At 69.4% G+C, this 26,612-nt stretch carries 25 protein-coding genes, 4 tRNA genes and 1 pseudogene; 12 read left to right on the forward strand and 18 right to left on the reverse strand.

Features of this window, described 5'->3' with window-relative positions:
- Nucleotides 1-28 precede the first annotated feature (28 nt).
- Genes ACFVYX_RS10355 through ACFVYX_RS10365 form a run of 3 tightly spaced genes read left to right on the forward strand, consistent with a single transcriptional unit; the run spans nucleotide 29 to nucleotide 1,460 of the window.
- Complete coding sequence (locus tag ACFVYX_RS10355; RefSeq protein ID WP_389680904.1) at nucleotides 29-946, forward strand: peptidoglycan-binding protein; 918 nt, start codon at nucleotides 29-31, stop codon at nucleotides 944-946.
- Between the two features lie 24 nt (nucleotides 947-970).
- A complete protein-coding gene (locus ACFVYX_RS10360) occupies nucleotides 971-1,210 on the forward strand; it encodes a hypothetical protein (protein ID WP_389680905.1) in 240 nt (79 codons plus the stop codon).
- Nucleotides 1,197-1,460 carry a hypothetical protein gene (locus ACFVYX_RS10365; RefSeq protein ID WP_389680906.1) on the forward strand — a complete coding sequence of 88 codons (264 nt, stop codon included), beginning with the start codon at nucleotides 1,197-1,199 and terminating at the stop codon, nucleotides 1,458-1,460. The genes ACFVYX_RS10360 and ACFVYX_RS10365 overlap by 14 nt, the downstream gene beginning before the upstream one ends.
- Before the next feature lie 56 nt (nucleotides 1,461-1,516).
- Here the strand turns inward: ACFVYX_RS10365 and ACFVYX_RS10370 are convergent, their stop codons facing one another.
- From ACFVYX_RS10370 to ACFVYX_RS10415, 10 genes are all read right to left on the reverse strand, one after another.
- The gene (locus tag ACFVYX_RS10370) at nucleotides 1,517-5,416 is read right to left on the reverse strand and encodes a DNA-directed RNA polymerase subunit beta' (RefSeq protein ID WP_389680907.1); all 3,900 of its coding nucleotides are present in this window, start codon (nucleotides 5,414-5,416) and stop codon (nucleotides 1,517-1,519) included.
- A gap of 107 nt (nucleotides 5,417-5,523) precedes the next feature.
- Complete coding sequence (gene rpoB, locus ACFVYX_RS10375; protein WP_384108007.1) at nucleotides 5,524-9,006, reverse strand: DNA-directed RNA polymerase subunit beta; 3,483 nt, start codon at nucleotides 9,004-9,006, stop codon at nucleotides 5,524-5,526.
- A 548-nt stretch (nucleotides 9,007-9,554) separates the two neighbouring features.
- On the reverse strand, nucleotides 9,555-9,938 hold the full coding sequence (rplL, locus tag ACFVYX_RS10380) for a 50S ribosomal protein L7/L12 (RefSeq protein ID WP_148005755.1): 384 nt from the start codon (nucleotides 9,936-9,938) through the stop codon (nucleotides 9,555-9,557).
- 110 nt (nucleotides 9,939-10,048) lie between these two features.
- Nucleotides 10,049-10,579, reverse strand: coding sequence for a 50S ribosomal protein L10 (gene rplJ, locus ACFVYX_RS10385; RefSeq protein WP_053646191.1), 531 nt, complete (start codon nucleotides 10,577-10,579; stop codon nucleotides 10,049-10,051).
- A 248-nt stretch (nucleotides 10,580-10,827) separates the two neighbouring features.
- Entirely contained in the window at nucleotides 10,828-11,667 is an 840-nt protein-coding gene (locus ACFVYX_RS10390) for a hypothetical protein (protein ID WP_389680908.1), read from the reverse strand.
- Between the two features lie 128 nt (nucleotides 11,668-11,795).
- Complete coding sequence (rplA, locus tag ACFVYX_RS10395; protein ID WP_073810254.1) at nucleotides 11,796-12,524, reverse strand: 50S ribosomal protein L1; 729 nt, start codon at nucleotides 12,522-12,524, stop codon at nucleotides 11,796-11,798.
- A 105-nt stretch (nucleotides 12,525-12,629) separates the two neighbouring features.
- Nucleotides 12,630-13,064 carry a 50S ribosomal protein L11 gene (rplK, locus tag ACFVYX_RS10400; protein WP_030318720.1) on the reverse strand — a complete coding sequence of 145 codons (435 nt, stop codon included), beginning with the start codon at nucleotides 13,062-13,064 and terminating at the stop codon, nucleotides 12,630-12,632.
- A 158-nt stretch (nucleotides 13,065-13,222) separates the two neighbouring features.
- Nucleotides 13,223-14,125: a transcription termination/antitermination protein NusG gene (gene nusG, locus ACFVYX_RS10405; protein WP_389680909.1), complete on the reverse strand. Its 903-nt coding sequence runs from the start codon at nucleotides 14,123-14,125 to the stop codon at nucleotides 13,223-13,225.
- Between the two features lie 44 nt (nucleotides 14,126-14,169).
- Entirely contained in the window at nucleotides 14,170-14,457 is a 288-nt protein-coding gene (gene secE, locus ACFVYX_RS10410) for a preprotein translocase subunit SecE (protein WP_351901903.1), read from the reverse strand.
- Nucleotides 14,458-14,560: 103 nt separating this feature from the next.
- Nucleotides 14,561-14,633: transfer RNA gene (locus ACFVYX_RS10415), tRNA-Trp, on the reverse strand.
- 207 nt (nucleotides 14,634-14,840) lie between these two features.
- Here ACFVYX_RS10415 and ACFVYX_RS10420 point away from each other — a divergent pair.
- Together ACFVYX_RS10420 and ACFVYX_RS10425 are read left to right on the forward strand one after the other, a co-directional pair.
- Complete coding sequence (locus ACFVYX_RS10420; protein WP_389680910.1) at nucleotides 14,841-16,067, forward strand: pyridoxal phosphate-dependent aminotransferase; 1,227 nt, start codon at nucleotides 14,841-14,843, stop codon at nucleotides 16,065-16,067.
- A gap of 132 nt (nucleotides 16,068-16,199) precedes the next feature.
- Nucleotides 16,200-17,222, forward strand: coding sequence for an adenosine deaminase (locus ACFVYX_RS10425; RefSeq protein WP_389680911.1), 1,023 nt, complete (start codon nucleotides 16,200-16,202; stop codon nucleotides 17,220-17,222).
- Here the strand turns inward: ACFVYX_RS10425 and ACFVYX_RS10430 are convergent.
- Nucleotides 17,215-17,811: a TetR/AcrR family transcriptional regulator gene (locus ACFVYX_RS10430; RefSeq protein ID WP_389680912.1), complete on the reverse strand. Its 597-nt coding sequence runs from the start codon at nucleotides 17,809-17,811 to the stop codon at nucleotides 17,215-17,217. The two genes, ACFVYX_RS10425 and ACFVYX_RS10430, sit on opposite strands and share 8 nt — an antisense overlap.
- Nucleotides 17,812-17,898: 87 nt before the next feature.
- On the opposite strand from ACFVYX_RS10430, the gene ACFVYX_RS10435 reads away from it, so the two are divergent.
- Nucleotides 17,899-18,531 (forward strand): NAD(P)-dependent oxidoreductase, encoded by a 633-nt coding sequence (locus tag ACFVYX_RS10435; RefSeq protein WP_389680913.1) that lies wholly within the window; start codon nucleotides 17,899-17,901, stop codon nucleotides 18,529-18,531.
- Between the two features lie 57 nt (nucleotides 18,532-18,588).
- Here ACFVYX_RS10435 and ACFVYX_RS10440 read toward each other — a convergent pair.
- The 6 genes and pseudogenes from ACFVYX_RS10440 to ACFVYX_RS10465 all read right to left on the reverse strand — a co-directional run.
- Nucleotides 18,589-19,662, reverse strand: a pseudogene (locus ACFVYX_RS10440) (UDP-N-acetylmuramate dehydrogenase); the annotation flags it as partial.
- A 40-nt stretch (nucleotides 19,663-19,702) separates the two neighbouring features.
- The gene (locus ACFVYX_RS10445) at nucleotides 19,703-20,131 is read right to left on the reverse strand and encodes a MaoC family dehydratase (RefSeq protein WP_389680914.1); all 429 of its coding nucleotides are present in this window, start codon (nucleotides 20,129-20,131) and stop codon (nucleotides 19,703-19,705) included.
- A gap of 1 nt (nucleotide 20,132) precedes the next feature.
- A complete protein-coding gene (locus ACFVYX_RS10450; RefSeq protein WP_150161562.1) occupies nucleotides 20,133-20,585 on the reverse strand; it encodes a MaoC family dehydratase N-terminal domain-containing protein in 453 nt (150 codons plus the stop codon).
- Nucleotides 20,586-20,722: 137 nt separating this feature from the next.
- Nucleotides 20,723-20,887, reverse strand: a complete 165-nt coding sequence (rpmG, locus tag ACFVYX_RS10455) for a 50S ribosomal protein L33 (protein ID WP_003956487.1) — start codon at nucleotides 20,885-20,887, stop codon at nucleotides 20,723-20,725.
- A gap of 88 nt (nucleotides 20,888-20,975) precedes the next feature.
- Nucleotides 20,976-21,048: transfer RNA gene (locus ACFVYX_RS10460), tRNA-Met, on the reverse strand.
- A 44-nt stretch (nucleotides 21,049-21,092) separates the two neighbouring features.
- Nucleotides 21,093-21,165: transfer RNA gene (locus ACFVYX_RS10465), tRNA-Thr, on the reverse strand.
- A 207-nt stretch (nucleotides 21,166-21,372) separates the two neighbouring features.
- On the opposite strand from ACFVYX_RS10465, the gene ACFVYX_RS10470 reads away from it, so the two are divergent.
- A complete protein-coding gene (locus tag ACFVYX_RS10470; RefSeq protein WP_389680915.1) occupies nucleotides 21,373-22,653 on the forward strand; it encodes an amidohydrolase family protein in 1,281 nt (426 codons plus the stop codon).
- A gap of 2 nt (nucleotides 22,654-22,655) precedes the next feature.
- Entirely contained in the window at nucleotides 22,656-23,312 is a 657-nt protein-coding gene (locus ACFVYX_RS10475) for an NAD(P)H-binding protein (protein WP_389680916.1), read from the forward strand.
- Between the two features lie 68 nt (nucleotides 23,313-23,380).
- On the opposite strand, the gene ACFVYX_RS10480 is transcribed toward ACFVYX_RS10475, so the two are convergent.
- A tRNA-Tyr gene (locus tag ACFVYX_RS10480) sits at nucleotides 23,381-23,462 on the reverse strand.
- Nucleotides 23,463-23,633: 171 nt separating this feature from the next.
- Between ACFVYX_RS10480 and ACFVYX_RS10485 the strand changes: the two genes are divergently transcribed.
- From ACFVYX_RS10485 to ACFVYX_RS10500, 4 genes are all read left to right on the forward strand, one after another.
- Entirely contained in the window at nucleotides 23,634-24,125 is a 492-nt protein-coding gene (locus ACFVYX_RS10485; RefSeq protein ID WP_389680917.1) for a YajQ family cyclic di-GMP-binding protein, read from the forward strand.
- Between the two features lie 94 nt (nucleotides 24,126-24,219).
- Nucleotides 24,220-24,717 (forward strand): methylated-DNA--[protein]-cysteine S-methyltransferase, encoded by a 498-nt coding sequence (locus tag ACFVYX_RS10490; RefSeq protein WP_389680918.1) that lies wholly within the window; start codon nucleotides 24,220-24,222, stop codon nucleotides 24,715-24,717.
- Nucleotides 24,714-25,343: an alpha-ketoglutarate-dependent dioxygenase AlkB family protein gene (locus ACFVYX_RS10495; RefSeq protein ID WP_389680919.1), complete on the forward strand. Its 630-nt coding sequence runs from the start codon at nucleotides 24,714-24,716 to the stop codon at nucleotides 25,341-25,343. The genes ACFVYX_RS10490 and ACFVYX_RS10495 overlap by 4 nt, the downstream gene beginning before the upstream one ends.
- 10 nt (nucleotides 25,344-25,353) lie before the next feature.
- A complete protein-coding gene (locus ACFVYX_RS10500) occupies nucleotides 25,354-26,592 on the forward strand; it encodes an APC family permease (protein ID WP_389680920.1) in 1,239 nt (412 codons plus the stop codon).
- Nucleotides 26,593-26,612 lie beyond the last annotated feature (20 nt).

A 26,612-nucleotide genomic window follows, 5' to 3' on the forward strand; every position in this document is an offset into this window, starting at 1 on the left:
GGCGTTTTTCATGTCCGGAGGACACCAGATGGCCACTCCCCTCTCCGCGGACCGGCTCGCCGCCGCGCTCCGCGCCGAAGGCGTCACCGTCGTCGAACACCCCGGCTGGCGCACCCACCACCGCAACCACGCCGGCGCCTGGGGCCCGGTCGCCGGCGTGATGATCCATCACACCGTCAGCACCGGCACCGCCTCCTCCGTCGAGATGTGCTTCAACGGCTACGAGGGCCTCCCCGGACCGCTCTGCCACGGCGTCATCGCCAAGGACGGCACCGTCCACCTCGTCGGCGGCGGCCGCGCCAACCACGCCGGCGGCGGCGACCCGTCCGTCCTCCAGGCCGTGATCACCGAGACGTACGGCGACCGGCCCCCGGCCCCCCGCGTCCACCAGGGCAGCCCCGGCGCCGTCGACGGCAACTCCCGGTTCTACGGCTTCGAGTGCGTCAACCTCGGCAACGGCCGCGACCCCTGGCCGGCCGCCCAGCTCGACGCCATCGAACGGGTCTCCGCCGCCCTGTGCCGGGCCCACGGCTGGGGTGCCAGGTCCGTCATCGGCCACCTGGAGTGGTCCGACTGGAAGAGCGACCCCAAGGGCTTCGGCATGCCGGCCCTCCGCGGCCGCGTCCAGACCCGGCTCGGCAAGGCCCCCGCCAAGCCCGCCCCCGGCAGCGGGAAGCCGGCCGCGCCCCGCCTCCAGCCGTTCCCGGGCACCTCGTTCTTCCGCGCGGAGACGAGCTCCCCCGTCATCACGGCCATGGGCCGCCGACTCGTCGCCGAGGGCTGCTCCGCGTACACCGTCGGCCCCGGCCCCCGCTGGAGCGAGGCCGACCGGCTCAGCTACGCGCGATGGCAGCGCAAGCTCGGCTTCCGCGGCTCCGACGCCGACGGCATCCCCGGCGCCGCCTCCTGGAGCGCCCTGAAGGTCCCGTACACGAAAGCCCCGTAACCCCGCAGGAAGGCAGAACCTCCGATGTCCGAAGCCGCCAAGCGCACGGCCCGTACCGTCCTCCAGTCCGCCGTCGGCATCGCCGTCGTGCTCCCCGCGATCGTCGACGCCTCCGGCGTCCCCGAGACCCTCCCCTGGGTCGCGGGGGCCCTGGCCGTCGCCGGCGCTCTCACCCGCGTGATGGCCCTCGACGTGGTGCAGCACCTGCTGCCGTCCTGGCTCCGCAGCGCCCCGGCCGGGGACGGTGCCGATGACCGAGCCTGACCCGAACGACCCCGTGGCCGTCGCCCTCGAACTGGAGCGGCTCCGCGGCACCCTGGAGGCCGGCTTCGCCCGCGTCGACGGCGCGCTCGCCCTGCTCGTCCAGCGCAGCGACCAGACCGACCGGCAGCTCGCGGACCACGAGGCCCGCCTCGACGCCCTCGAACGCGCCCGCTGGCCACTGACCAGCATCCTCGCGCTCGCCGCGAGCGCCGGAGCACTCGCGGCGGTGTGGGAGCTCGCCGCCAGGTGAACGCCGAAGGGCGGCCACCCCGTCTCCGGGGTGACCGCCCTTCGGTCTCGCACTACTTACTGGTTGTACGGACCGTAGTCGTAGTCCTCCAGCGGAACGGCCTGGCCGGAGCCCGAGCCGAACGGCGAGTAGTCGATGTCGTCGTAGCCGACGGCCGAGTACATCGCGGCCTTGGCCTCCTCGGTCGGCTCGACCCGGATGTTGCGGTAGCGGGACAGACCCGTACCGGCCGGGATGAGCTTACCGATGATGACGTTCTCCTTGAGGCCGATGAGGCTGTCGGACTTGGCGTTGATCGCCGCGTCCGTCAGGACTCGGGTCGTCTCCTGGAAGGAGGCGGCCGACAGCCAGGATTCCGTCGCCAGCGAGGCCTTGGTGATACCCATCAGCTGCGGACGGCCGGAGGCGGGGTGACCGCCCTCGGTGACCACACGACGGTTCTCGGTCTCGAACTTCGAGCGCTCGACGAGCTCGCCCGGCAGCAGCTCCGCGTCGCCGGACTCGATGATCGTCACACGGCGCAGCATCTGCCGGATGATGATCTCGATGTGCTTGTCGTGGATCGACACGCCCTGCGAGTTGTAGACCTTCTGGACTTCGGCGACCAGGTGGATCTGGACCGCGCGCTGACCGAGGATCCGCAGCACGTCGTGCGGGTTGGTGGCACCCACGGTGAGCTTCTGGCCCACCTCGACGTGGTCGCCCTCGCCCACGAGCAGACGGGCACGCTTCGAGATCGGGAACGCCGTCTCGTCGGTGCCGTCGTCCGGGGTGACGACGATCTTCTTGGTCTTCTCGGTCTCCTCGATACGGACGCGGCCGGCCGCCTCCGAGATCGGGGCGACACCCTTGGGCTGACGAGCCTCGAAGAGCTCGACGACACGGGGCAGACCCTGGGTGATGTCGTCACCGGCCACACCACCGGTGTGGAAGGTACGCATCGTCAGCTGGGTACCGGGCTCACCGATGGACTGGGCGGCGATGATGCCGACCGCCTCACCGATGTCGACCAGCTTGCCGGTGGCGAGCGAACGGCCGTAGCAGAACGCACAGGTACCGACGGCGGACTCACAGGTCAGGACCGAACGGGTCTTGACCTCCTCGACGCCCGCGTTGAGCAGGGCGTCGATGAGCACGTCACCCAGGTCGACGTTGGCCGGCGCGATGACCTTGCCGTCGACGACGACGTCCTCGGCGAGCATCCGCGCGTACACGGAGGTCTCGACGTCGTCCGTCTTCCGCAGGACGCCGTCGGCGCCGCGCTCGGCGATCCGCAGCTTCAGACCGCGCTCGGTGCCACAGTCCTCCTCGCGGATGATCACGTCCTGCGAGACGTCCACCAGACGACGGGTCAGGTAACCCGAGTCGGCGGTACGCAGGGCGGTGTCCGCCAGACCCTTACGGGCACCGTGCGTGGAGATGAAGTACTCCAGAACGGTGAGGCCCTCACGGAAGGACGCCTTGATGGGACGCGGGATCGTCTCGTTCTTGGCGTTCGACACCAGACCACGCATACCCGCGATCTGGCGCATCTGCATCATGTTTCCTCGGGCACCCGAGTCGACCATCATGAAGATGGGGTTCGTCTTCGGGAAGTTCGCGTTCATCGCCTCGGCAACCTCGTTGGTCGCCTTGGTCCAGATCGCGATGAGCTCCTGAGTGCGCTCTTCCTTCGTGATGAGACCGCGCTCGTACTGCTTCTGGACCTTCTCGTCCTGCTCCTCGTAGCCCTTGACGATGGCCTTCTTGGCCTCGGGCACGACGACGTCGGAGATGGCCACGGTGACACCGGAACGGGTCGCCCAGTAGAAGCCCGCCGCCTTCAGGTTGTCGAGCGTCGCCGCCACGATGACCTTGGGGTAGCGCTCGGCGAGGTCGTTGACGATCTCGGAGAGCTGCTTCTTGCCGACGGAGTAGTCGACGAAGGGGTAGTCCTCGGGCAGCAGCTCGTTGAAGAGCGCGCGGCCCAGGGACGTACGCAGGCGGAACGAGTCACCCTGCTGCCACTCCGGCTCGCCCTCCTCGGTGACCGGGGGAACCCAGCCACGGGGAGCGACGGTGCCGACGGGGAAGCGGATGTCGATCTGCGACTGCAGAGCGAGCTCGCCGGCGTCGAACGCCATGATCGCCTCGGCCGTGGAGCCGAACGCGCGGCCCTCGCCCTTGGTGTCACGGAGCTCACCGTCGGTGGTCAGGAAGAACAGACCGAGGACCATGTCCTGGGTCGGCATCGTGACCGGACGGCCGTCGGCGGGCTTCAGGATGTTGTTCGAGGACAGCATCAGGATGCGGGCCTCGGCCTGCGCCTCCGCGGAGAGCGGCAGGTGCACGGCCATCTGGTCACCGTCGAAGTCCGCGTTGAACGCGGTGCAGACGAGCGGGTGGATCTGGATGGCCTTGCCCTCGACCAGCTGGGGCTCGAAGGCCTGGATGCCGAGGCGGTGCAGCGTGGGCGCACGGTTCAGCAGAACCGGGTGCTCGGCGATGACCTCTTCGAGGACGTCGTACACGACCGTGCGGCCGCGCTCGACCATCCGCTTGGCGCTCTTGATGTTCTGCGCGTGGTTCAGGTCGACCAGGCGCTTCATCACGAACGGCTTGAAGAGCTCCAGGGCCATGGCCTTCGGCAGACCGCACTGGTGCAGCTTCAGCTGCGGACCGACGACGATCACGGAACGCGCGGAGTAGTCCACACGCTTGCCGAGAAGGTTCTGACGGAAACGACCCTGCTTGCCCTTGAGCATGTCGCTCAGGGACTTCAGCGGGCGGTTGCCGGGACCGGTCACCGGGCGACCGCGGCGGCCGTTGTCGAACAGCGCGTCGACGGCCTCCTGCAGCATCCGCTTCTCGTTGTTCACGATGATCTCGGGGGCACCGAGGTCAAGGAGACGCTTGAGGCGGTTGTTGCGGTTGATCACACGGCGGTACAGGTCGTTCAGGTCGGAGGTCGCGAAGCGGCCACCGTCCAGCTGCACCATCGGACGCAGGTCCGGCGGGATGACCGGCACGCAGTCGAGAACCATGCCCTTGGGGCTGTTCGCGGTCTGCAGGAACGCGGAGACGACCTTGAGGCGCTTGAGCGCACGGGTCTTCTTCTGGCCCTTGCCGGTACGGATGATCTCGCGGAGGCGCTCGGCCTCCTCCTCCAGGTCGAAGGACTCGAGACGCTTCTGCAGAGCGGCCGCACCCATCGAACCGTCGAAGTACGTGCCGAAGCGGTCACGCAGCTCGCGGTAGAGGAGCTCGTCGCCCTCCAGGTCCTGGACCTTGAGGTTCTTGAAGCGCGACCAGACCTCGTCCAGACGGTCGATCTCGCGCTGCGCACGGTCGCGCAGCTGCTTCATCTCACGCTCGGCGCCCTCGCGCACCTTGCGGCGCACGTCGGCCTTGGCGCCCTCGGCCTCCAGCTCGCCGAGGTCGTTCTCGAGCTTCTTGGCGCGGGCCTCCAGGTCGGAGTCGCGACGGTTCTCGATCTGCTGACGCTCGACGGAGACGTGCGCCTCCAGCGAGGGCAGGTCACGCGTACGACGCTCGTCGTCGACGTACGTGATCATGTACGCCGCGAAGTAGATGACCTTCTCGAGGTCCTTCGGGGCGAGGTCGAGCAGGTAGCCAAGACGCGACGGGACGCCCTTGAAGTACCAGATGTGGGTGACGGGAGCGGCGAGCTCGATGTGGCCCATCCGCTCACGGCGCACCTTCGCGCGGGTGACCTCGACGCCACACCGCTCACAGATGATGCCCTTGAAGCGGACACGCTTGTACTTGCCGCAGTAGCACTCCCAGTCCCGGGTCGGACCGAAGATCTTCTCGCAGAAGAGTCCGTCCTTCTCGGGCTTGAGCGTGCGGTAGTTGATGGTCTCCGGCTTCTTGACCTCGCCGTGGCTCCACTGACGGATGTCGTCAGCGGTGGCCAGACCGATCCGGAGCTCGTCGAAGAAGTTGACGTCGAGCACTATGCGTCAATCCCTCTCAGGGTTGTAAGGCTTGGGGTCTGATACGGGGGTCCTGGGGCCGGCCGGGGACTCGGCGGCGTTACGCCGAGTCCCCGACCGCACTCCCGTCAGACCTCTTCGACGCTGCTCGGCTCGCGCCGGGACAGGTCGATGCCGAGCTCCTCCGCTGCGCGGAAGACGTCCTCGTCGGTGTCGCGCATCTCGATGGACATGCCGTCCGAGGACAGCACCTCCACGTTGAGGCACAGGGACTGCATCTCCTTGATGAGCACCTTGAAGGACTCGGGGATGCCGGGCTCAGGGATGTTCTCGCCCTTGACGATGGCCTCGTAGACCTTCACGCGGCCGGTCACGTCGTCGGACTTGATCGTCAGCAGCTCCTGGAGGGCGTAAGCGGCGCCGTACGCCTCCAGCGCCCACACCTCCATCTCACCGAAGCGCTGGCCACCGAACTGGGCCTTACCACCCAGCGGCTGCTGGGTGATCATCGAGTACGGACCGGTCGAACGCGCGTGGAGCTTGTCGTCGACCAGGTGGTGGAGCTTGAGGATGTACATGTAGCCGACCGAGACCGGGTCGGGGAACGGCTCGCCGGAGCGGCCGTCGAACAGCCTCGCCTTACCGGTCGGGAGCACCATGCGCTCGCCGTCGCGGTTCGGGATGGTGTGGTTCAGCAGACCCGCGAGCTCGTCCTCACGCGCACCGTCGAAGACGGGGGTGGCGACGTTGGTGCCCGGGGCGACCTGGTCGGCGCCGATCGCCTGGAGGCGCTGCGCCCACTCGTCCGCGAGGCCGGAGACGTCCCAGCCGCGGCTGGCGAGCCAGCCGAGGTGGATCTCCAGGACCTGTCCCGGGTTCATTCGGGACGGGACACCCAGCGGGTTGAGGATGATGTCGACCGGGGTGCCGTCCTCGAGGAACGGCATGTCCTCGATCGGGAGGATCTTCGAGATGACGCCCTTGTTGCCGTGACGGCCGGCGAGCTTGTCACCATCGGTGATCTTGCGCTTCTGGGCGACGTAGACGCGGACCAGCTGGTTCACGCCCGGGGGAAGCTCGTCGCCCTCCTCGCGGTCGAAGACGCGGACGCCGATGATCTTGCCGATCTCGCCGTGCGGCACCTTCAGCGAGGTGTCACGGACCTCACGGGCCTTCTCACCGAAGATCGCGCGGAGCAGGCGCTCCTCCGGCGTCAGCTCGGTCTCACCCTTGGGCGTGACCTTGCCGACGAGGATGTCGCCGGCGACGACCTCGGCACCGATACGGATGATGCCGCGCTCGTCGAGGTCGGCGAGGACCTCCTCGGAGACGTTCGGGATGTCCCGGGTGATCTCCTCCGGGCCGAGCTTGGTGTCACGGGCGTCGACCTCGTGCTCCTCGATGTGGATCGAGGAGAGGACGTCGTCCTGCACGAGGCGCTGCGACAGGATGATCGCGTCCTCGTAGTTGTGACCCTCCCACGGCATGAACGCCACGAGCAGGTTCTTGCCGAGCGCCATCTCGCCGTCTTCGGTGGCGGGTCCGTCGGCGAGGACCTGGCCCTCGATGACGCGGTCGCCCTCGTCCACGACGACCTTCTGGTTCACAGAGGTGCCCTGGTTGGAGCGCGAGAACTTGTGCAGGCGGTACGTGATGTACGTGCCGTCGTCGTTGGCGACCGTGATGTAGTCGGCCGACAGCTCCTGGACGACACCGTCCTTCTCGGCCTTGAGCACGTCGCCGGCGTCGGTGGCACAGCGGTACTCCATGCCGGTGCCGACCAGCGGCGCCTCGCTCTTGATGAGCGGGACGGCCTGACGCATCATGTTCGCGCCCATGAGGGCACGGTTGGCGTCGTCGTGCTCGAGGAACGGGATCATGGCGGTCGCGACCGACACCATCTGGCGCGGCGAGACGTCCATGTAGTCGACCTCGGACGGCAGGACGTAGTCGACCTCGCCGCCACGCTTGCGCACCAGGACGCGGTTCTCGGTGAGCCGCATGTCGTCGTTGAGCGCGGCGTTGGCCTGCGCGATGACGAAGCGGTCCTCCTCGTCGGCGGTGACGTAGTCGACCTCGTCGGTGACCTGGCCGTCGATGACCTTGCGGTACGGCGTCTCGATGAAGCCGAACGCGTTGACGCGGCCGTACGAGGCGAGCGAACCGATCAGACCGATGTTCGGGCCTTCCGGGGTCTCGATCGGGCACATGCGTCCGTAGTGGGACGGGTGCACGTCTCGGACCTCGAAGCCGGCCCGCTCACGGGACAGACCACCAGGGCCCAGCGCCGAGAGACGACGCTTGTGCGTCAGACCCGACAGCGGGTTGTTCTGGTCCATGAACTGGGACAGCTGGCTGGTGCCGAAGAACTCCTTGATGGAGGCGACGACCGGCCGGATGTTGATCAGGGTCTGCGGCGTGATCGCCTCGACGTCCTGGGTGGTCATGCGCTCACGCACGACGCGCTCCATACGAGCCAGACCCGTGCGGACCTGGTTCTGGATGAGCTCGCCGACGTTGCGCAGACGACGGTTGCCGAAGTGGTCGATGTCGTCGGTCTCGACGACGATCTCGTTGCCGTTCTCGCCGATCGTCTCGGTCTCGCCCGCGTGGAGCTTGACCAGGTACTTGATCGTGGCGATGACGTCATCGGTGGTGAGCACGCCGGCGTCCAGCGGCTCGTCCGCGCCGAGCTTCTTGTTCACCTTGTAGCGGCCGACCTTGGCGAGGTCGTAGCGCTTCGGGTTGAAGTAGAGGTTCTCGAGCAGCGTCTGAGCGGCCTCACGGGTCGGCGGCTCGCCCGGACGCAGCTTGCGGTAGATGTCGAGCAGCGCGTCGTCCTGGCCCTGGGTGTGGTCCTTCTCCAGGGTGGCGCGCATGGACTCGTACTCGCCGAACTCCTGGAGGATCTGCTCGGTGGTCCAGCCGAGAGCCTTGAGGAGGACGGTGACGGACTGCTTGCGCTTGCGGTCGATGCGGACACCGACCAGGTCGCGCTTGTCGATCTCCATCTCCAGCCAGGCACCCCGGGACGGGATGATCTTGGCGGAGAAGATGTCCTTGTCGGACGTCTTGTCGATGGAGGAGTCGAAGTAGACACCCGGCGAACGGACCAGCTGCGACACCACGACACGCTCGGTGCCGTTGATGACGAAGGTGCCCTTGTTCGTCATGAGCGGGAAGTCGCCCATGAAGACCGTCTGGGACTTGATCTCGCCGGTCTCGTTGTTGGTGAACTCGGCGGTGACGAAGAGCGGGGCGCCGTACGTGAAGTCACGGTCCTTGCACTCGTCGATCGAGTTCTTCGGCGGCTCGAAGCGGTGGTCGCGGAAGGTCAGCGACATCGACCCGGAGAAGTCCTCGATCGGCGAGATCTCCTCGAAGATCTCTTCCAGGCCGGACTTCGTGGGGACGTCCTGTCCCGACTCAAGGGCAGCCTCGACGCGAGCCTTCCAGGCGGCGTTGCCGAGCAGCCAGTCAAAGCTCTCGGTCTGCAGCGCGAGGAGGTTCGGAACCTCGAGGGGCTCCTTGATCTTTGCAAAGGAGATGCGCAGCGGGGCGGTGCTTGCGCCGTTGTTCGTATTGGTCGAGGCGTTGCGCGAGGCGGCCAAGAGGGGGTCCTTCCGAGGGCTCGGACTCACTACGCGCGTACCGGTCCCCAGCAAAGCTTCACGGCAGACTTTTCCTGAGATGACCGAAAGGCCAGGTCAGACGGGGTCGGTCCACGAAGCGGATGCGAAGGTATGCCCCTGGTGACGGGCAGGGGGCAGCTAACAGGCAGCGCAAAGGGTCAGTGTAGCCAAGTGGCTCACTGATGTCCAGGGCGAATAATTCGCGACCCTCGTTGCTCTCAACTCCGCGCTACCTCGCGCCGTGCGGCGCACCTCGATACTGCCCGTTCGGTCGTCGATCCATGCCTCGGAAACGGATCGTTGTGACGACGCGTCCTGAGAATTGCGCGCTCCGTGCGGTTCGTCAAGGCCCCCCGGTCTGCGGGGCGCACGGCGAAGATCACCATACTCCGCTTCCGGCGGCCCTCGGGGCCCCCGCCACGCCCTTCCGGGGGAACGCCGAAAGGCGACCACCCACAAGGGTGATCGCCTTTCGGTGCTCCCGCGTTACACGGGGGCAGGAGTCAGCTCAGCGAGCCGAAACGGTCTTACTTGACCGTGACGGAGGCGCCGGCGGCCTTGAGGGACTCGGCAGCCTTCTCGGCGGCCTCCTTCGCGACCTTCTCGAGGACCGGCTTCGGGGTGCCGTCGACGAGGTCCTTGGCCTCCTTGAGGCCCAGGGAGGTGAGCTCGCGCACGACCTTGATGACCTGGATCTTCTTGTCGCCGGCACCCTCGAGGATGACGTCGAACTCGTCCTGCTCGGCCTCGGCCTCGGGGGCAGCGCCACCCGCGGCGGGGCCGGCGACGGCGACGGCCGCGGCGGCGGTGACGTCGAACTTCTCCTCGAAGGCCTTCACGAACTCGGAGAGCTCGATGAGGGTCATCTCCTCGAACTGGGCGAGGAGGTCGTCCTGAGAGAGCTTCGCCATGATGGGCGATCCTTCCACTAATTCGGCAGGTGCCGGATGTATGTAGAGGCGGGCGTATCGGCCCGCTGTGACCCACGCACTAGGCGGCGTGGATCAGTGCGCGAGCCGAATTACTCGGCACCGCCCTGCTCGGCGAGCTTGACGCGAAGCGCCTCCGCGGTGCGGACGAACTTCGACGGCAGCGCCTGGAAGAGCGAGGCAGCCTGAGACTGCTTGCCCTTGAACGCGCCGGCCAGCTTGCTGAGCAGAACCTCGCGGGACTCGAGGTCCGCGAGCTTCTTGATCTCATCGGCGGAGAGCGCCTTGCCATCAAGGACACCGCCCTTGATGATGAGATTCGGGTTCTCCTTGGCGAAGTCACGCAGGCTCTTCGCCGACTCCACCGGGTCACCGGTGATGAAGGCGACCGCGGTCGGACCAGCGAAGTGCTCGTCCAGCGCGGTGATCCCGGCCTGGTTGGCCGCAATCTTGGTCAGCGTGTTCTTCACCACGGCGTACTGGGCGTTCTCACCGAGCGAACGACGCAGCGTCTTGAGCTGCGCCACGGTGAGACCCCGGTACTCGGTCAGCACGGCGGCGTTCGAGCTGCGGAACTGGTCCTCAAGCTCGGCTACCGCGGCAGCCTTGTCGGGCCTTGCCATAGAGCGTCGGCCTCCTTCCGGGTGATGAGGACCGCTCAGAAGGGGCTGACAAAACAAAACGCCCCGGCGCAGGCGCTCGGGGCTCAGCTCAACCGCATCACGAAGATCCGGGAACTCATCCACAATCACCTGCGCGGGTCGTTCGCGTCTCAGCGAATCCTTCGGCCACCGCACCCTGAGGGCGCAGTAACGACCAGCGGTCTTTGGCTTCTCCGGAAGAGTACGCGACCGGGTCGGCCCGGGGCAAATCAGCCCTGACCGCGGCCTCCGCCGAGGCTCTTGAGGAGCTCCATGACGCCGATGGTGTCCTGGGCGGGCGGGGCCTGGACGGCCGCCTCGGTGCCGTAGTCGGAGTAGTCCGTGGTGAGCTTCATCAGCGACTCGTCGGTCTCGGTCTCGACGATCATCCGTGCCGGATAGCCGTCCGCGCCGATCCAGACCTCCACGTGCCTGCCTCCGGCGAGGTCGCCCTCGTAGATCTCCGCCGCGAGACCGGAGCCCTTCGCGGGTCCGAGGTGCTTCACCGTCGACGACCCGGCGAGAAGACCGAGCTCCTCGGTCGGGTCCTGGTTCACGCTGCCGAGGCCGGCGGTCAGCTGGGTGATCAGTCCGTCCTCCGCGGCGGCGCCCGCGAGGTCGATCCTCATCCAGCGCTTGCCGCCCGTCCGCGCGGTCTGCTCGGCACCCACGTCCATGTAGGTGGCCCCGCCGGCGGTGACCACGCGCGTCTCGGCGGGGGCGCCGGGGACGGCGGCCAGGTACGTCGAATCGGTGACCTTCAGGTCCGCGACCGAGGGGCCCCACCCCTGTACCCCGGTGAAGGTGCTGCTGCCCGCCGCCCCCTGCCCTTCGGCCGGTGTCATCACCCTGACGCGCATCTCGACCTTGGCGCTCCTGGCCGCCGCGACCTTGGTGTGCGCGGCCCGTACGGCCTTCGCGGCCTCTTCCCGGCTCTGCGTCCCCGGCGTCGCGGACGCGGACGCGGCGGTCTTCGCACCTCCGTCGCCGCCCTGGCACCCCGCGAGTCCCGCCACGACGGCCACGGCCGTCAGGACGACTGCCGCGCGCTTCCCAGCGGACCTGGTCATGTCTCTTCCCCACCCTCTGATCGGCGTCTCTACGATCACCGGGACCGTAACAAGAAAGCCGGCCCCGCACCTCCGGAGAGGTGCGGGGCCGGCTGAGCACTCAGTGAACCCTGTGGGGTTCGGCCCGGCTAGACAGCGGCCGGGTCCTCCTCGACGAGGAGGTTGCGGGTGCGGTTGGAGTCCAGCGGGATGCCGGGGCCCATCGTCGTCGTCAGGGTCGCCTTCTTGATGTAGCGGCCCTTGGCGGCGGACGGCTTCAGACGGAGGATCTCCTCCAGAGCCGCGGCGTAGTTCTCGACCAGCTTCGTCTCGTCGAAGGAGACCTTGCCGATGATGAAGTGCAGGTTCGAGTGCTTGTCGACGCGGAACTCGATCTTGCCGCCCTTGATGTCGTTGACAGCCTTCGCGACATCGGGGGTGACGGTGCCGACCTTGGGGTTCGGCATGAGACCACGCGGGCCGAGGACGCGGCCGAGGCGGCCGACCTTGCCCATGAGGTCCGGGGTGGCCACCACGGCGTCGAACTCGTTCAGGCGGTTGCCCTTGGAGATCTCGTCGATGAGCTCGTCGGAACCGACGATGTCGGCGCCGGCGGCGATCGCGGCCTCGGCACGGTCACCGGTCGCGAAGACCAGGACCCGGGCGGTCTTACCGGTGCCGTGCGGGAGGTTCACGGTGCCGCGGACCATCTGGTCGGCCTTGCGCGGGTCGACACCCAGGCGGAAGGCGACCTCGACGGTGCCGTCGAACTTCGTGGTGGCGGTGTCCTTCGCGAGGCGGACGGCCTCGAGAGGAGCGTAGTTCCGCTCGCGGTCGATCTTGGCGTCCGCGCTGCGGAGAGCCTTGCTGCGCTTCACTGCTTCTCCTGTTGGTTCAGGTATGGAGTCGTGGTGCGGGCCGCGCCGGCCCTACCACTCTGTGTTGATCATGCGGCTACCGCCGCGTGGTCCAACGGGGGCTGATCAGCCCTCGACCGTGATGCCCATGGAGCGGGCGGTGCCAGCGATGATCTTGGACGCGGCGTCCAGGTCGTTGGCGTTCAGGTCAGGGAGCTTGACCGTGGCGATCTCGCGGACCTGGGCAGCCGTGAGCTTGGCGACCTTGGTCTTGTGCGGCTCGCCGGAGCCCTTGTCCACACCCGCGGCCTTGAGGATCAGCTTGGCGGCCGGCGGAGTCTTCGTGATGAAGGTGAAGGAGCGGTCCTCGTAGACCGTGATCTCCACCGGCACGACCATGCCACGCTGCGACTCGGTCGCGGCGTTGTAGGCCTTGCAGAACTCCATGATGTTGACGCCGTGCTGACCGAGCGCGGGGCCGACCGGCGGGGCCGGGTTCGCCGCGCCGGCGTTGATCTGGAGCTTGATAAGCCCCGTGACCTTCTTCTTCTTGGGAGGCATTGCTCTCTCCGGGTCCTAGTGAGAGTGTTCAGCCCGCCATCCGGTCATCCGGATGGAGGCATACCGCACAACGATAACGGGTATACACGCGCGGCTAAAAACCGAGCAGGTCAGAGCGGCTGTGAGAGCCACTCTGACCTGGTCGGAAATCTGTGGGATCAGTTCTTCTGGATCTGGTCGAAGCTGAGCTCGACCGGGGTCTCGCGACCGAAGATCTCGACGAGGCCCTTGACCTTCTTCGAGTCGGGGTTGATCTCGTTGATCGTGGCCTGGAGGGTCGCGAAGGGACCGTCCGTGACCGTGACCGAGTCGCCGACCTCGAAGTCCAGGACCTGGACCTCCAGCTTGCGGGCCGGAGCCGGCTTGCCCTCGGCCTCGGCGGCCTCGCGGGCGGCCTTCTCCTCGGCCTCCGGGGCGAGCATCTTGACGATCTCGTCCAGGGTCAGCGGGTACGGGTCGTAGGCGTTGCCCACGAAGCCGGTGACGCCGGGGGTGTTGCGGACGACGCCCCAGGACTCGTTCGTCAGGTCCATGCGGACGAGAACGTAGCCGGGAAGCTTGTTCTGCTTGACGTTCTTCCGCTCGCCGCCCTTGATCTGGACGATCTCTTCCTCGGGGACCTCGGCCTGGTAGATGAAGTCCTCGACGTTGAGCGAGACGGCACGCTGCTCGAGGTTGGCCTTCACGCGCTTCTCGTAGCCCGCGTAGGTGTGGATGACGTACCACTCGCCGGGGAGGGTGCGCAGCTCCTCGCGGAGCGCGGCGACCGGGTCGACCGGGGCGGCCGGCTCGGCCTCCTCGTCGGTCTCTTCCTCGGCGTCCTCGTCCTCGGACTCGCCCTCGACGGTCTCGTCCTCGTCGCTCTCGGCGACGTCGGCGTCCTCGTCGGTCTCCGGCTCGTCCTCGTCCTCTTCCTCGACGTGGACAGCGGCTTCCTCGGCGGCCTCGCCGGCAACATCGTCAGCAGCGTCGGCCTGGTCCTCGTCGGCCGCCTCGACGATGTCCAGCTCGTCCTCGACGGACTCGGACTCGAAGGCGTCGTTCAGGTTCGCGTCAGACACGGTGGCTGCTTCTTCCTGCGATACAGATGGGGTGGAACAAAAAGTCAGCCGAAGACGTACTTGACTGCTTCCTGGAAGCCATAGTCAATCACGGTGACAAGGCCGATCATGATGACGACGAAGATGATCACCACAGTGGTGTACGTCGAGAGCTGGCTGCGCGTGGGCCAGACGACCTTGCGGAGCTCCGCGACGATCTGACGGTAGAAGAGTGCGAGACGGCCCAGGGGGCCCTTCTTGCCTCGCTTGCCGCCCTTGCGGGACTTCTTCTTAGACTCGGAGGCCTCGTCATCGGCATCAGGCATGTCGATGGAGCCTACGGCGTCCGTCACGATCTCTCACCTGATTCCGGGTCGGCCGTGCCGCGCCCGGGTGGAGCCGCACGGCGGTGCAATGAAGTACGTACATGCGCACAACACCTGGCGGTGTGTGTAGCAGGGCCGGAGGGACTTGAACCCCCAACCGCCGGTTTTGGAGACCGGTGCTCTACCAATTGAGCTACGACCCTTTGTTGGTGTCCCCCAACCTACCGCATCGTGAGATGTGGTCGGTGCGGGCCAACGAGCAGTGAGCATACGTGGTCAGAGGGCTCCGCGTCGAACAGAAACCACGAGCGACGTGCCGTCGGACGCGCGTACGACCGGGAATGACCGTTCCTGTCCGGTCCGTGAAACCTGTGTGTCCGGCCCTGAAGCGGTCTGGGACGATGGGCCGTATGAGCGCTGCTACCCCTCCCACCGAGCGTCGGGTCTCCGCCCGGATCGGTGCGATCTCCGAGTCCGCCACCCTCGCCGTCGACGCCAAGGCCAAGGCTCTCAAGGCCGCCGGGCGCCCGGTGATCGGTTTCGGCGCGGGTGAGCCCGACTTCCCGACTCCGGACTACATCGTCGACGCGGCCGTCGAGGCCTGCAAGAACCCGAAGTTCCACCGCTACACGCCGGCCGGCGGTCTGCCCGAGCTGAAGGCCGCCATCGCCGCCAAGACGCTGCGCGACTCCGGCTACGAGGTCGACGCCTCCCAGGTCCTGGTGACCAACGGCGGCAAGCAGGCGATCTACGAGGCCTTCGCCGCGATCCTCGACCCGGGCGACGAGGTCATCGTCCCGGCGCCGTACTGGACGACGTACCCCGAGTCGATCCGCCTCGCGGGCGGTGTCCCGGTGGAGGTCGTCGCCGACGAGACCACCGGCTACCGGGTCTCGGTGGCGCAGCTGGAGGCGGCCCGTACGGAGAAGACCAAGGTCGTCCTCTTCGTCTCCCCGTCGAACCCGACCGGCGCCGTCTACAGCGAGGCCGAGACCGAGGCGATCGGCCGCTGGGCCGTCGAGCACGGTCTGTGGGTGCTGACGGACGAGATCTACGAGCACCTGGTGTACGGCGACGCGGCCGCGGTCTCCCTGCCGTCGGTCATGCCGGAGCTGCGCGACAAGTGCATCGTCGTCAACGGTGTCGCCAAGACGTACGCGATGACCGGCTGGCGCGTGGGGTGGATCATCGGCCCGAAGGACGTGGTGAAGGCCGCGACCAACCTGCAGTCGCACGCCACGTCGAACGTGAGCAACGTGGCGCAGATGGCCGCGCTCGCCGCCGTGTCGGGCAACCTGGACGCGGTCGCCGAGATGGGGCGCGCCTTCGACCGGCGCCGCCAGACGATCGTGCGGATGCTCAACGAGATCGAGGGCGTGCTCTGCCCGACCCCGGAGGGCGCGTTCTACGTGTACCCGTCGGTGAAGGCGCTGCTCGGCAAGGAGATCCGCGGCAAGCGCCCGCAGACCTCGGTCGAGCTCGCGGCGCTGATCCTGGACGAGGCCGAGGTCGCGGTCGTCCCGGGCGAGGCCTTCGGCACGCCGGGGTACCTGCGCCTGTCGTACGCGCTGGGTGACGAGGACCTGGTGGAGGGCGTCTCGCGGATGCAGAAGCTGCTCGCGGAGGCGCGCGACTGACCACGTACCGACATCGGTGGGCGGTGCGGGCCGCCGGTTCTTCGGAACCGGCGGCCCGTTTCTGCGTTCTAGCGAGGTCCCGATCGTGGAAACGGGGTGTCTTCGCCCGTTCGGGTGCGGCAGGATCGGTCGATGGAGCACGTACACCGCGATCTCACCCTGCTGCCCAAGGCCCATCTGCACCTGCACTTCACCGGTTCGATGCGGCCCACGACGCTCATCGAGCTGGCCGACAAGTACGGCGTGCACCTACCCGAGGCGCTGAGCAGCGGTACGCCTCCGAAGCTGCGGGCGACCGACGAGCGGGGCTGGTTCCGCTTCCAGCGGCTCTACGACATCGCGCGCTCGTGCCTGCGCTCGCCCGAGGACATCCGGCGGCTGGTGCGCGAGGCGGCGGAGGAGGACGTCAGGGACGGCTCGGGGTGGCTGGAGATCCAGGTGGATCCCACCTCGTACGCGCCGCACCTCGGCGGGCTCATCCCGGCCCTGGAGATCATCCTGGACGCGGTCGACGCGGCCTCCCGGGAGACCGGGCTCGGGATGCGGGTGCTCGTGGCGGCGAACCGGATGAAGCACCCTCTGGAGGCGCGTACGCTCGCCCGGCTCGCCGTGCGGTTCGCGGACCGCGGGGTGGTCGGCTTCGGGCTCTCCAACGACGAGCGGCGGGGCCTGGCCCGTGACTTCGACCGGGCCTTCGCCATCGCCCGTGACGGCGGTCTGCTCGCGGCCCCGCACGGCGGCGAGCTGACGGGTCCCGCGTCCGTCCGGGACTGCCTGGACGATCTGCGGGCGGCGCGGATCGGTCACGGGGTGCGGTCGGCGGAGGACCCGCGACTCCTCCGGAAGCTCGCGGAGCGGGGGGTGACCTGCGAGGTCTGCCCGTCGTCCAACGTGGCGCTCGGGGTGTACGAGAAGCACGAGGACGTACCGCTGCGGACCCTCTTCGAGGCGGGGGTGCCGATGGCGCTCGGCGCGGACGACCCGCTGCTCTTCGGCTCGCGGCTCGCGGCTCAGTACGAGATCGCCCGCCGGCACCACGGGTTCACGGACGCGGAGCTCGCGGAACTCGCCCGCCAGTCGGTGCGGGGCTCGGCGGCCCCCGAGGGCGTCCGGGCGAAGCTGCTGTCGGGCATCGACGACTGGATCGCTAGCTGAGCCCTCGCAGCAGGGTGCGGGCGACGGCGCTCGCGAAGTCGTCGAGGGAGTCCGGGGGTCTGCGGTCCGGGGTGGCCTCCCAGGCGAAGGCGCGCTGGGCGCAGGCGCCGAGGAGCAGGGAGGCGGCGGCCATCGGGTCGGCGTCGGCGGCGACGCGGCCGTGCCGCTGCTCGGCGCGCAGATAGGCGGCGAGGCCTTCGATGGGCTGATGGGGGCCGCTGCCGTACGTGCACATGGCCTCCTCGTGGCGTCGCTTGAGCTGCGGTTCCGCGTAGAGGGAGGCGAGGACCGGGAAGGTCTGTTCGTAGAAGAGGGCGGCCTGCCGTGCGACCTCGGTGAGGTTCTCCTCGACAGTGCGGCCGCCGGGGTCGGCGGCGAGCGTGCCGAGGAGTCCGCCGAGCCGAGGCAGCCGTTCTTCGAGGACGGTGAGGAACAGCTCTTCCTTGCCGGCGAAGTACTTGTAGAGCGCGGCCTCCGAGCACCCGGCGGCCTTGGCGATCTCCTTGGTCGTGGTGCGGGCGAGCCCCGCCGTCCGCATCAGGTCGCGGGCCGCGTCGATGATCCGTACCCGGGTCGGCTGCTGTGTCATGCATCCTCCGACGGCGCTTGACGGGTGAGTGAGTACCCACCCACTCTGGGGGTGAGTGAACACTTACCTACCACGGGAGGGTGCGACATGAGGCTCACGGTCTTCGGCGCGACCGGCGGCATCGGGGGCGAGATCGTCGGCCAGGCCCTGGCCGCGGGCCACGAGGTGACGGCGGTGGTACGGAACCCCGCAGGACTCACGGCGACCGGCGAGCGCCTGACCGTGCTCCGCGCCGACGTGTCCGACCCGGAAACCCTGCGCGGCGCCGTCAGGGGCCGGGACGCGGTCCTCTCGGGCCTCGGGGCCCGGTCCCGCGCGGACGCGGGCGTGGCCGCCCGGCTGACCCGCTCGGTGCTCACGGCCATGGAGGCGGAGAAGGTGCGCCGCCTCCTGGTGGTCAGCGCGGCCCCGCTCGGCCCGGTCCCGGACGGCCAGGCGGTGATCGACAGGGCCGCCCTCGCGATCATCAACACGGTCCTGAAGGACATCTACGACGACCTGCGGGTCATGGAGTCCGACCTCGCCGCGAGCACCACCGACTGGACCTCGGTACGCCCGCCCAGGCTGACGGACAAGCCGCGCACCGGCCGCTACCGCACGGTCGTCGGCGGCACCCCGTCCCGGGGCCGCTCCCTCGCCCGCGCGGACGTGGCCCACGCGATGCTGGCGATGATCGACGACCCGGCCACGGTCAGGCAGGGCGTGGGCGTCGCGTACTAGCCAGCGGCCCTGGGGGGTGTCTTGTCGACGAGCCCGGCCCGATCGACAAGACACCCCCTAGAGCTCGACGCCCACCGTGACGGGCTCGTTGACCAGGGTGATCCCGAAGGCGTCCCGGACCCCGGCGACGACCTCACGGGCGAGCGCGAGCAGGTCCTCGGTCGTCGCCTCGCCCCGGTTGGTGAGGGCGAGCGTGTGCTTGGTGGAGATCCGGGCGGGCCCGGAGCCGTACCCCTTGGTGAATCCGGCCCTGTCGATCAGCCAGGCGGCGGAGGTCTTGGTGAGGCCCTCGCCTGCGGGGAAGGCGGGCGGGGTGACGTCCGCGCCGAGCCGCCCGGCCACGCGCGCGAGGAAGGCCTCGTACTCCCCCGCCGTGAGGATCGGGTTGGTGAAGAACGACCCGGCGGACCAGGTGTCGTGGTCCTCGGGGTCCAGGACCATCCCCTTGCCGGCACGCAGCCGCAGGACGGTCTCGCGGGCCTGCGCGAGCGGCACCCGGTCCCCGGCCTCGACGCCGAGGGCGCGAGCGGTCTCGGGGTACTTGATCGGCGCCGACATCCCGTCGGCGTCCTCGAGCGCGAAACGGACCCGCAGCACCACGTAGCGCTCGGGGTGCTCCTTGAAGAGGCTGTGCCGGTACGAGAAGGCGCAGTCGGCATTGCCGAGGGTGACCGTCTCCTCGGTGCGCCGGTCGTAGGCGACGACCTCGGTCACGGTGGCGGAGACGTCCTGCCCGTAGGCGCCGACGTTCTGGATCGGGGTCGCACCGGCCGAGCCGGGGATGCCGGCGAGGCACTCGATCCCGGCGAGCCCGGCCTCGACGGTCCGGGCGACGGCGTCGGTCCAGACCTCGCCCGCGGCCAGCTCCAGACGGGTCCCGTCGAGGGTGAGGCCGGTGGTGGCGATGCGCAGCGCGGTGCCGTCGAAGCCCTTGTCCCCGATGACCAGGTTCGAACCGCCGCCGATGACGAGCAGCGGTGTCCCCGCGGCGTCGGCCTCACGGACGGCGGCGACCACCTCGTCGTCGGTGGTGGCGGTCACCAGCCGGGCGGCGGGGCCGCCGAGCCGGAAGGTGGTCAGGGGGGCGAGGGGGGCGTCGTGGAGAAGCTGCACGGGCTCAAGAGTACGGGCCTGCTTTCCGCCGTGGCGGAACGCAGGCCCGTGAGCGGCTTCAGGCGAGGCGGACCACGGCCCGGCTCATGCCCAGGACCTTCTGCCCGGCCGAGGTGGCGGTGATGTCCACCCGCACCCGCTGGTCGTCCAGCTTGGCGGCGACCTTGGCGCTGACCTCCACGACCGCGCCCTTGTCGTCGTTGGGGACGATCACGGGCTTGGTGAAGCGGACGCCGTACTCGACGACGGCGGCGGGGTCGCCGGCCCAGTCGGTCACGACGCGGATCGCCTCGGCCATGGTGAACATGCCGTGGGCGATGACGTCGGGGAGGCCGACCTCCACCGCGAACTTCTCGTTCCAGTGGATGGGGTTGAAGTCCCCTGACGCGCCCGCGTACCGGACGAGCGTGGCGCGGGTCACGGGGAAGGTCTGCGCGGGCAGCTCGGTGCCGACCTCGACCTCGTCGTAGGCGATCTTCGCGGTCATGTCAGGCCCCCTCGGGTGCGCGGGAGACGAGCTTCGTCCAGGCGGTGACGACGTGCTCGCCCGAGGCGTCGTGGACCTCGCCGCGGATGTCCAGGATGTCGTTGCCGGCGAGGGACTTGATCGCCTCGATGGTGGAGGTGACCGAGAGCCGGTCCCCCGCGCGCACGGGCCGGGTGTAGGCGAACTTCTGGTCGCCGTGGACGACCCGGCTGTAGTCGAGACCCAGCTGCGGGTCCTCGATGACCGCGCCGGCCGCCTTGAACGTGATGGCGAACACGAAGGTCGGCGGGGCGATCACATCGGGGTGTCCGAGCGCCTTGGCCGCCTCGGTGTCGGTGTACGCGGGATTGGCGTCCCCGATCGCCTCGGCGAACTCGCGGATCTTCTCGCGGCCGACCTCGTAGGGCGGGGTGGGCGGATAGGTCCGGCCCACGAAGGACTGGTCGAGCGCCATGGACTCGATACCTCCTGGATTTCTTGCGATCTTGCCGATGGAGCCAGTGCCGGTCGGCGGCGCCGACAGCTGCCGGAGTTGCCGACAAACGACACGAGGCCGCCCCCTGGTGGGGACGGCCTCGTGTACGAGCCTGATTAACGCGTCTCGCGGTGCGCGGTGTGCGAGTTGCAGCGAGGGCAGTGCTTCTTCATCTCAAGACGGTCCGGGTTGTTACGCCGGTTCTTCTTGGTGATGTAGTTCCGCTCCTTGCACTCCACGCAGGCCAGCGTGATCTTCGGGCGGACGTCGGTGGCAGCCACGTGAGTGCTCCTTGGACGGACGATGGACGGATGAACGCATAAAAGAGTAGCCGATCGAAGGACCGACCCCACAATCGGCTACCGTGTGTAGCGGTGACCGGACTTGAACCGGTGACACAGCGATTATGAGCCGCTTGCTCTACCGACTGAGCTACACCGCTTTGATGATCTGGATCCCGCCCGAAGGCGGGTTCCTTCTCACCAGAGCCCCAATACGGAATCGAACCGTAGACCTTCTCCTTACCATGGAGACGCTCTACCGACTGAGCTATTGGGGCGAGCGAGGAAGACATTACACGGTCTCCGGCCCATCACCCAAATCCGTTTCGCGGTGCCCCCGCGAGGGTCCTCACCAGGCGTCCCGTACGCCACTCGTGGCCTCATCGGTACGACTATTGCGCTCCTCCTCGAAGGTCGCCGTGAGCGCCCCTAGGCTCGGCCCCACGCTTCGTGATCTTGATCTTGAGGAGCCTTGAGGAGCCCCGATGTCAGCCGAAAGCAAGCAGCCCCAGCCGCCCGAGGACGGGGCCGCCACCACCGCCGACTCGGCCTCGCTCCTGCTCTCCCACGCGCGGCTCACCGACGGACGGACCGTGGACGTCCGGCTCGTCGGCGGCCGCATCGAGGCGGTCGGCACGGCCGGCAGCCTCACCGCCGTGGGCGCGCGCGTGGACCTCACCGGCTATCTCCTGCTGCCCGCCGCCGCCGAGCCCCACGCCCACGCCGACACGGCGCTCTCCGCCGACTCCGCGGGGCCCGTCTCGTACGCCCCCGAGGACGTGCAGCGCCGGGCCACCGAGGCGGCTCTGCTCCAGCTCGGCCACGGCGCGACGGCACTCCGCGCGCACGTGCGGATCGGCGACGTGCACGCGCTCGGGCCCCTGGAGGCCGTGCTCCAGGCCCGGCGCTCGCTGCGCGGCCTCGCCGACCTCACCGCCGTGGCCGTACCCCGGCTGCTCACCGGGGTGGCGGGGGCGGACGGACTCGCGCTGCTGCGGGACGCCGTGAAGATGGGCGCGGGCGTGGTCGGCGGCTGCCCTGACCTCGACCCCGACCCGGCCGGATACGTCGAGGCGGTCCTCGAGGTGGCGGCCGAGCACGGCGTCCCGGTCGACCTGCACACCGACGGGGACGACCCGGCCAGGCTGGCCCGGCTCGCGGCGATGGCCGGCGGGCTGCGGCCCGGGGTGACGATCGGGCCGTGCGCGGGGCTCGCCAGGCTCCCCGCCGACGCGGCGCGGCGGGCGGCGGACCAGCTGGCGGCGGCGGGGGTGACGGTGGTGTGTCTGCCGCAGGGCGGCTGCGGGGGGACGGAGCGGCGCGGCGCGGCGCCGGTCCGGCTGCTGCGGGCGGCCGGAGTGCGGGTCGCGGCGGGCAGCGGGACGCTGCGGGACGTGTCCAACCCGGTGGGGCGCGGGGATCCGCTGGAGGCGGCGTATCTGCTGGCCTCGCTGGGCGGGCTGCCGGCCGAGGAGGCGTACGCGGCGGTGAGCGCGGAGGCGCGGGACGTGATGGGACTGCCGGAGGTGCGGGTGGAGGCCGGTTTCCCCGCGGAGCTGCTCGCGGTCCGCGGCGAGCGTCTGTCGGGCGTGCTGTCCCTGGCGTACAGCCGGATCGTGGTGCACCGGGGGCGGGTGGTGGCCCGGACGAGCGCGGTGCGGGAGTACTGCGACTCGGCGGCGGCGCTCGAGCTGCCCCGTCAGGCGCGTCCGGAGCGTCCGCCCGAGCCGGGAAGCCCTTCGGCCGGTCCCGTCGTACGGTCGTGAGTATGCGCATCGTCATCGCTGGAGGACACGGACAGATCGCCCTGCGCCTGGAGAGGCTGCTCTCGGCGGGCGGGCACGAGGTCGCGGGGATCATCCGCAGACCGGAACAGGCCGGAGACCTGCGGGACATGGGTGCCGAGCCCGTCGTCCTCGACCTGGAGTCGGCGTCGGTCGAGATGGTCGCGGCGGTCCTCCAGGGCGCCGGTGCGGCCGTCTTCGCGGCGGGCGCGGGCCCGGGCAGCGGAGCGGACCGCAAGGACACGGTGGACCGCGCGGCGGCGCTGCTTTTCGCGGACGCGGCGGAACGGGCGGGCGTACGGCGCCATGTCGTCGTCTCCTCGATGGGCGCCGACGCGTCTCACCCGGGCGACGAGATCTTCGACGCGTATCTCCGTGCCAAGGGCGCCGCCGACGACGACATCCGCGCGCGGACGTCCCTGGACTGGACGATCCTGCGCCCCGGTTCGCTGACGAACGACGCGGGCACGGGGATGGTCCGCCTGGAGGCCCACACGGGCCGCGGCCCGATCCCCCGCGACGACGTGGCCGCGACCCTGGCCGAGATCCTCGACACCCCGGCGACGGCCGGCCTCACCCTGGAACTGATCGCGGGCTCGACCCCGCTGTCGGTCGCGGTGAAGGACGTGGCCGGAAACTGACCCGGGGCCCCGCGCTCCCGGGAAACGAGTGAAGGTCCCCGGTGCACGCACCGGGGACCTTCTTCGCGTGGCGACGCCAGGATTCGAACCTGGGTAGGCTAAGCCGACGGATTTACAGTCCGCTCCCATTGGCCACTCGGGCACATCGCCATGAGATCGCTGCCGTGGAGCCGCTTTTCGGCGGTGTTCCGTGGCAACGACGTAAACAATACCTGATCCCCGGGGGTGCTTCGCCACCGGATTGATCAGCGGTGAGGGCCGTGGCGCACCCCCTAGGCTTTGGGCTGTACCCCACAGCATCCGAGCAAGGAGCCACGAGTCATGGCCGACTCCAGTTTCGACATCGTGTCCAAGGTCGAGCGGCAGGAGGTCGACAACGCCCTCAACCAGGCCGTGAAGGAGATCTCCCAGCGCTACGACTTCAAGGGAACCAACGCCTCGATCTCCTGGTCGGGCGAGAAGATCCTGATGCAGGCGAACGGCGAGGAGCGCGTCATGGCGATCCTCGACATCTTCCAGACCAAGCTGATCAAGCGCGGGATCTCGCTCAAGTCGCTGGACGTCGAGGGCGAGCCGCAGCTGTCCGGCAAGGAGTACAAGCTCTTCGCCTCGGTCACCGAGGGCATCTCGCAGGAGAACGCCAAGAAGGTCGCGAAGACCATCCGGGACGAGGGCCCCAAGGGCGTCAAGGCCCAGGTGCAGGGCGACGAGCTGCGGGTCAGCTCGAAGAGCCGGGACGACCTCCAGGCCGTGCAGACGCTGCTCAAGGGCAAGGACTTCGACTTCGCGATCCAGTTCGTGAACTACCGCTGACGCATCGAGGCTCGTGTCCGAATTCCGCCAGCCCCGGGCTCGGCGGGCCCCGCACACTGGACGTGGAAGACCCGTGCGGGGAGAGGAACAAGCCATGACCGTGTACGCGTACGTCGACGGCCCCCTGGGCGAGATGCTGCTTGTCGGGCAGCTCGCCGGAGGGGGCCGTGCCGTGCTGCGCTCGCTGTCCCTGCCGGGGCAGAAGGGTGCCGTCGCGGTCGAGGACGGGTGGACGCTCGCGCCCGGGGCGTTCGGCGAGGCCGCCGGGCAGCTGGGTGAGTACTTCGCCGGGCGACGGGACCGCTTCGAGCTGCCGCTCGCGACCGACGCCGGGACCGCGTTCCAACGGCGGGTCTGGGGGGCCCTGGAGGAGATCCCGTACGGCACGACCGTCTCGTACGGGGAGATCGCCCGGCGGGTCGGTTCCGCCGGCGCGGGGGTTCGGGCCGTGGGGACCGCGATCGGACGCAATCCGCTGCTCCTGGTGCGGCCCTGTCACCGGGTCATCGGGGCCGACGGAAGTCTGCGCGGGTACGCCGCCGGGCTTGAGCGGAAGGAGCGGCTCCTGGGCCTGGAGGGGGCCCTGGCGTGACCGAGGGGCTCTTCCCGCGCGAGCGGGCCGTGATCGCGCCCGGAGCCGTGCACGTACCCGCGTGGCTCTCGTTCGCGCGGCAGCGGGAGCTGGTGGACGCCTGCCGGGAGTGGGGGCGCGGGCCCGTGCCGTACCGGCACACCGTGTTGCCCGGTGGGGGTGTCATGTCCGTGCGGTCGCTGTGTCTGGGCCGGCAGTGGGTGCCGTACCGCTATCTCGACACGGTGGGCGTGGAACTGCCCGACCGGCTCGTCGCCCTCGGCCGGGAGGCGCTCGTCGAGGCGTACGGCGACGACGGCGGTTTCACCCCCGACACCGCGCTGGTGAACTTCTACGCGCCGGGGGCGCGGATGGGCATGCACCAGGACCGGGAGGAGCGTTCGGGTGCGCCGGTGGTGTCGCTGAGCCTCGGGGACCGGTGTGTGTTCCGGTTCGGGAACGAGGAGGGCCGTGGGCGGCCGTACCAGGACGTCGAACTGAACTCCGGGGACCTGTTCGTCTTCGGCGGGGCTTCACGGTGGGTTCACCACGGGGTCCCCAAGGTGTACCCGGGGACGGCCGAACCCGCGCTCGGCCTGAGGGGGCGGCTCAACATCACGCTCAGGGAGACCGGCCACAGCCTCTAATGTGCGGGGCATGACATCGGAACTGCGCCGCTCCCTCGGCGTCTTCGACGCGGTCGTGATCGGGCTCGGGGCCATGGTCGGGGCCGGGATCTTCGTCGCGCTCGGGCCCGCCGCCGGGGCGGCCGGATCCGGGGGCGGGCTGCTCGGGGCCCTCGGGCTCGCCGCCGTCGTCGCGTACTGCAACGCCATGGCCTCGGCCCGGCTCGCGGCCCGCTACCCCAGCTCGGGCGGCACCTATGTGTACGGTCGCGAATGCCTCGGTTCGTTCTGGGGCTATCTGGCCGGGTGGGCGTTCGTGGTGGGCAAGACGGCCTCCTGCGCGGCGATGGCCCTGACCGTCGGAGCGTACGTGTGGCCGGGGCACGCGCACGCGGTGGCGGTGGCCGCCGTGGTCGCCCTGACCGCCGTCAACTACGGGGGAGTTCAGAAGTCCGCGCTGCTCACGCGGGTGATCGTCGCCCTCGTCCTCGCCGTCCTCGCCGCCGCCTCCGTGGTGTCGCTCGGGGCCGGCGGGGCAGCTCCGCCCGACCTCGGCGGAGAGGTCACTGCGGGCGGGGTGCTCCAGGCCGCGGGTTTGCTCTTCTTCGCATTCGCGGGGTACGCGCGGATCGCCACGCTCGGCGAGGAGGTCCGCGATCCGGCACGGACGATCCCGCGCGCGGTGCCCGTGGCACTCGGGATCGCCCTCGCCGTCTATGTGCTCGTCGCGGTGAGCGTGCTCACCGTCCTCGGCCCCACGGCCCTCGCCGACTCCCCCGCCCCGCTCGCCGACGCGGCCCGCGCGGCGGACGCCGGCTGGCTCGTACCGGTGGTGACCGTGGGCGCGGCGGTCGCGGCACTCGGCTCGCTGCTCTCGCTGATCCTCGGGGTGTCCCGTACGACCCTGGCCATGGCGAGGGACGGGTATCTGCCGGCCGCGCTCGCCGCCGTGCACCCCCGTTTCCAGGTGCCGCACCGGGCGGAGCTCGCGGTGGGCGCGGTGGTGGCCGTGGTGGCCGCGACGGCGGACGTGCGCGGCGCGATCGGCTTCTCGTCCTTCGGGGTGCTCGTCTACTACGGGATCGCGAACGCCTCCGCCTGGACCATGGGCGGCCGCAACCGGCCGCTCGCCGTGCTCGGGCTCGTCGGCTGCGGGGCCCTCGCGTTCGCGCTTCCGCTCGGGTCCGTCCTGGCGGGGTCGGCGGTCGTCGCGGCCGGTGTGGTGGCGTGGGCCGTCAGCCGGGGACGGCCCGCGCCCCCTCGGCCCTGAGTCCGTCGAGGATCCTCCGG

Origin of the sequence: Streptomyces sp. NPDC058326 (assembly GCF_042879855.1) — a bacterium.
Lineage (GTDB): Bacteria > Actinomycetota > Actinomycetes > Streptomycetales > Streptomycetaceae > Streptomyces.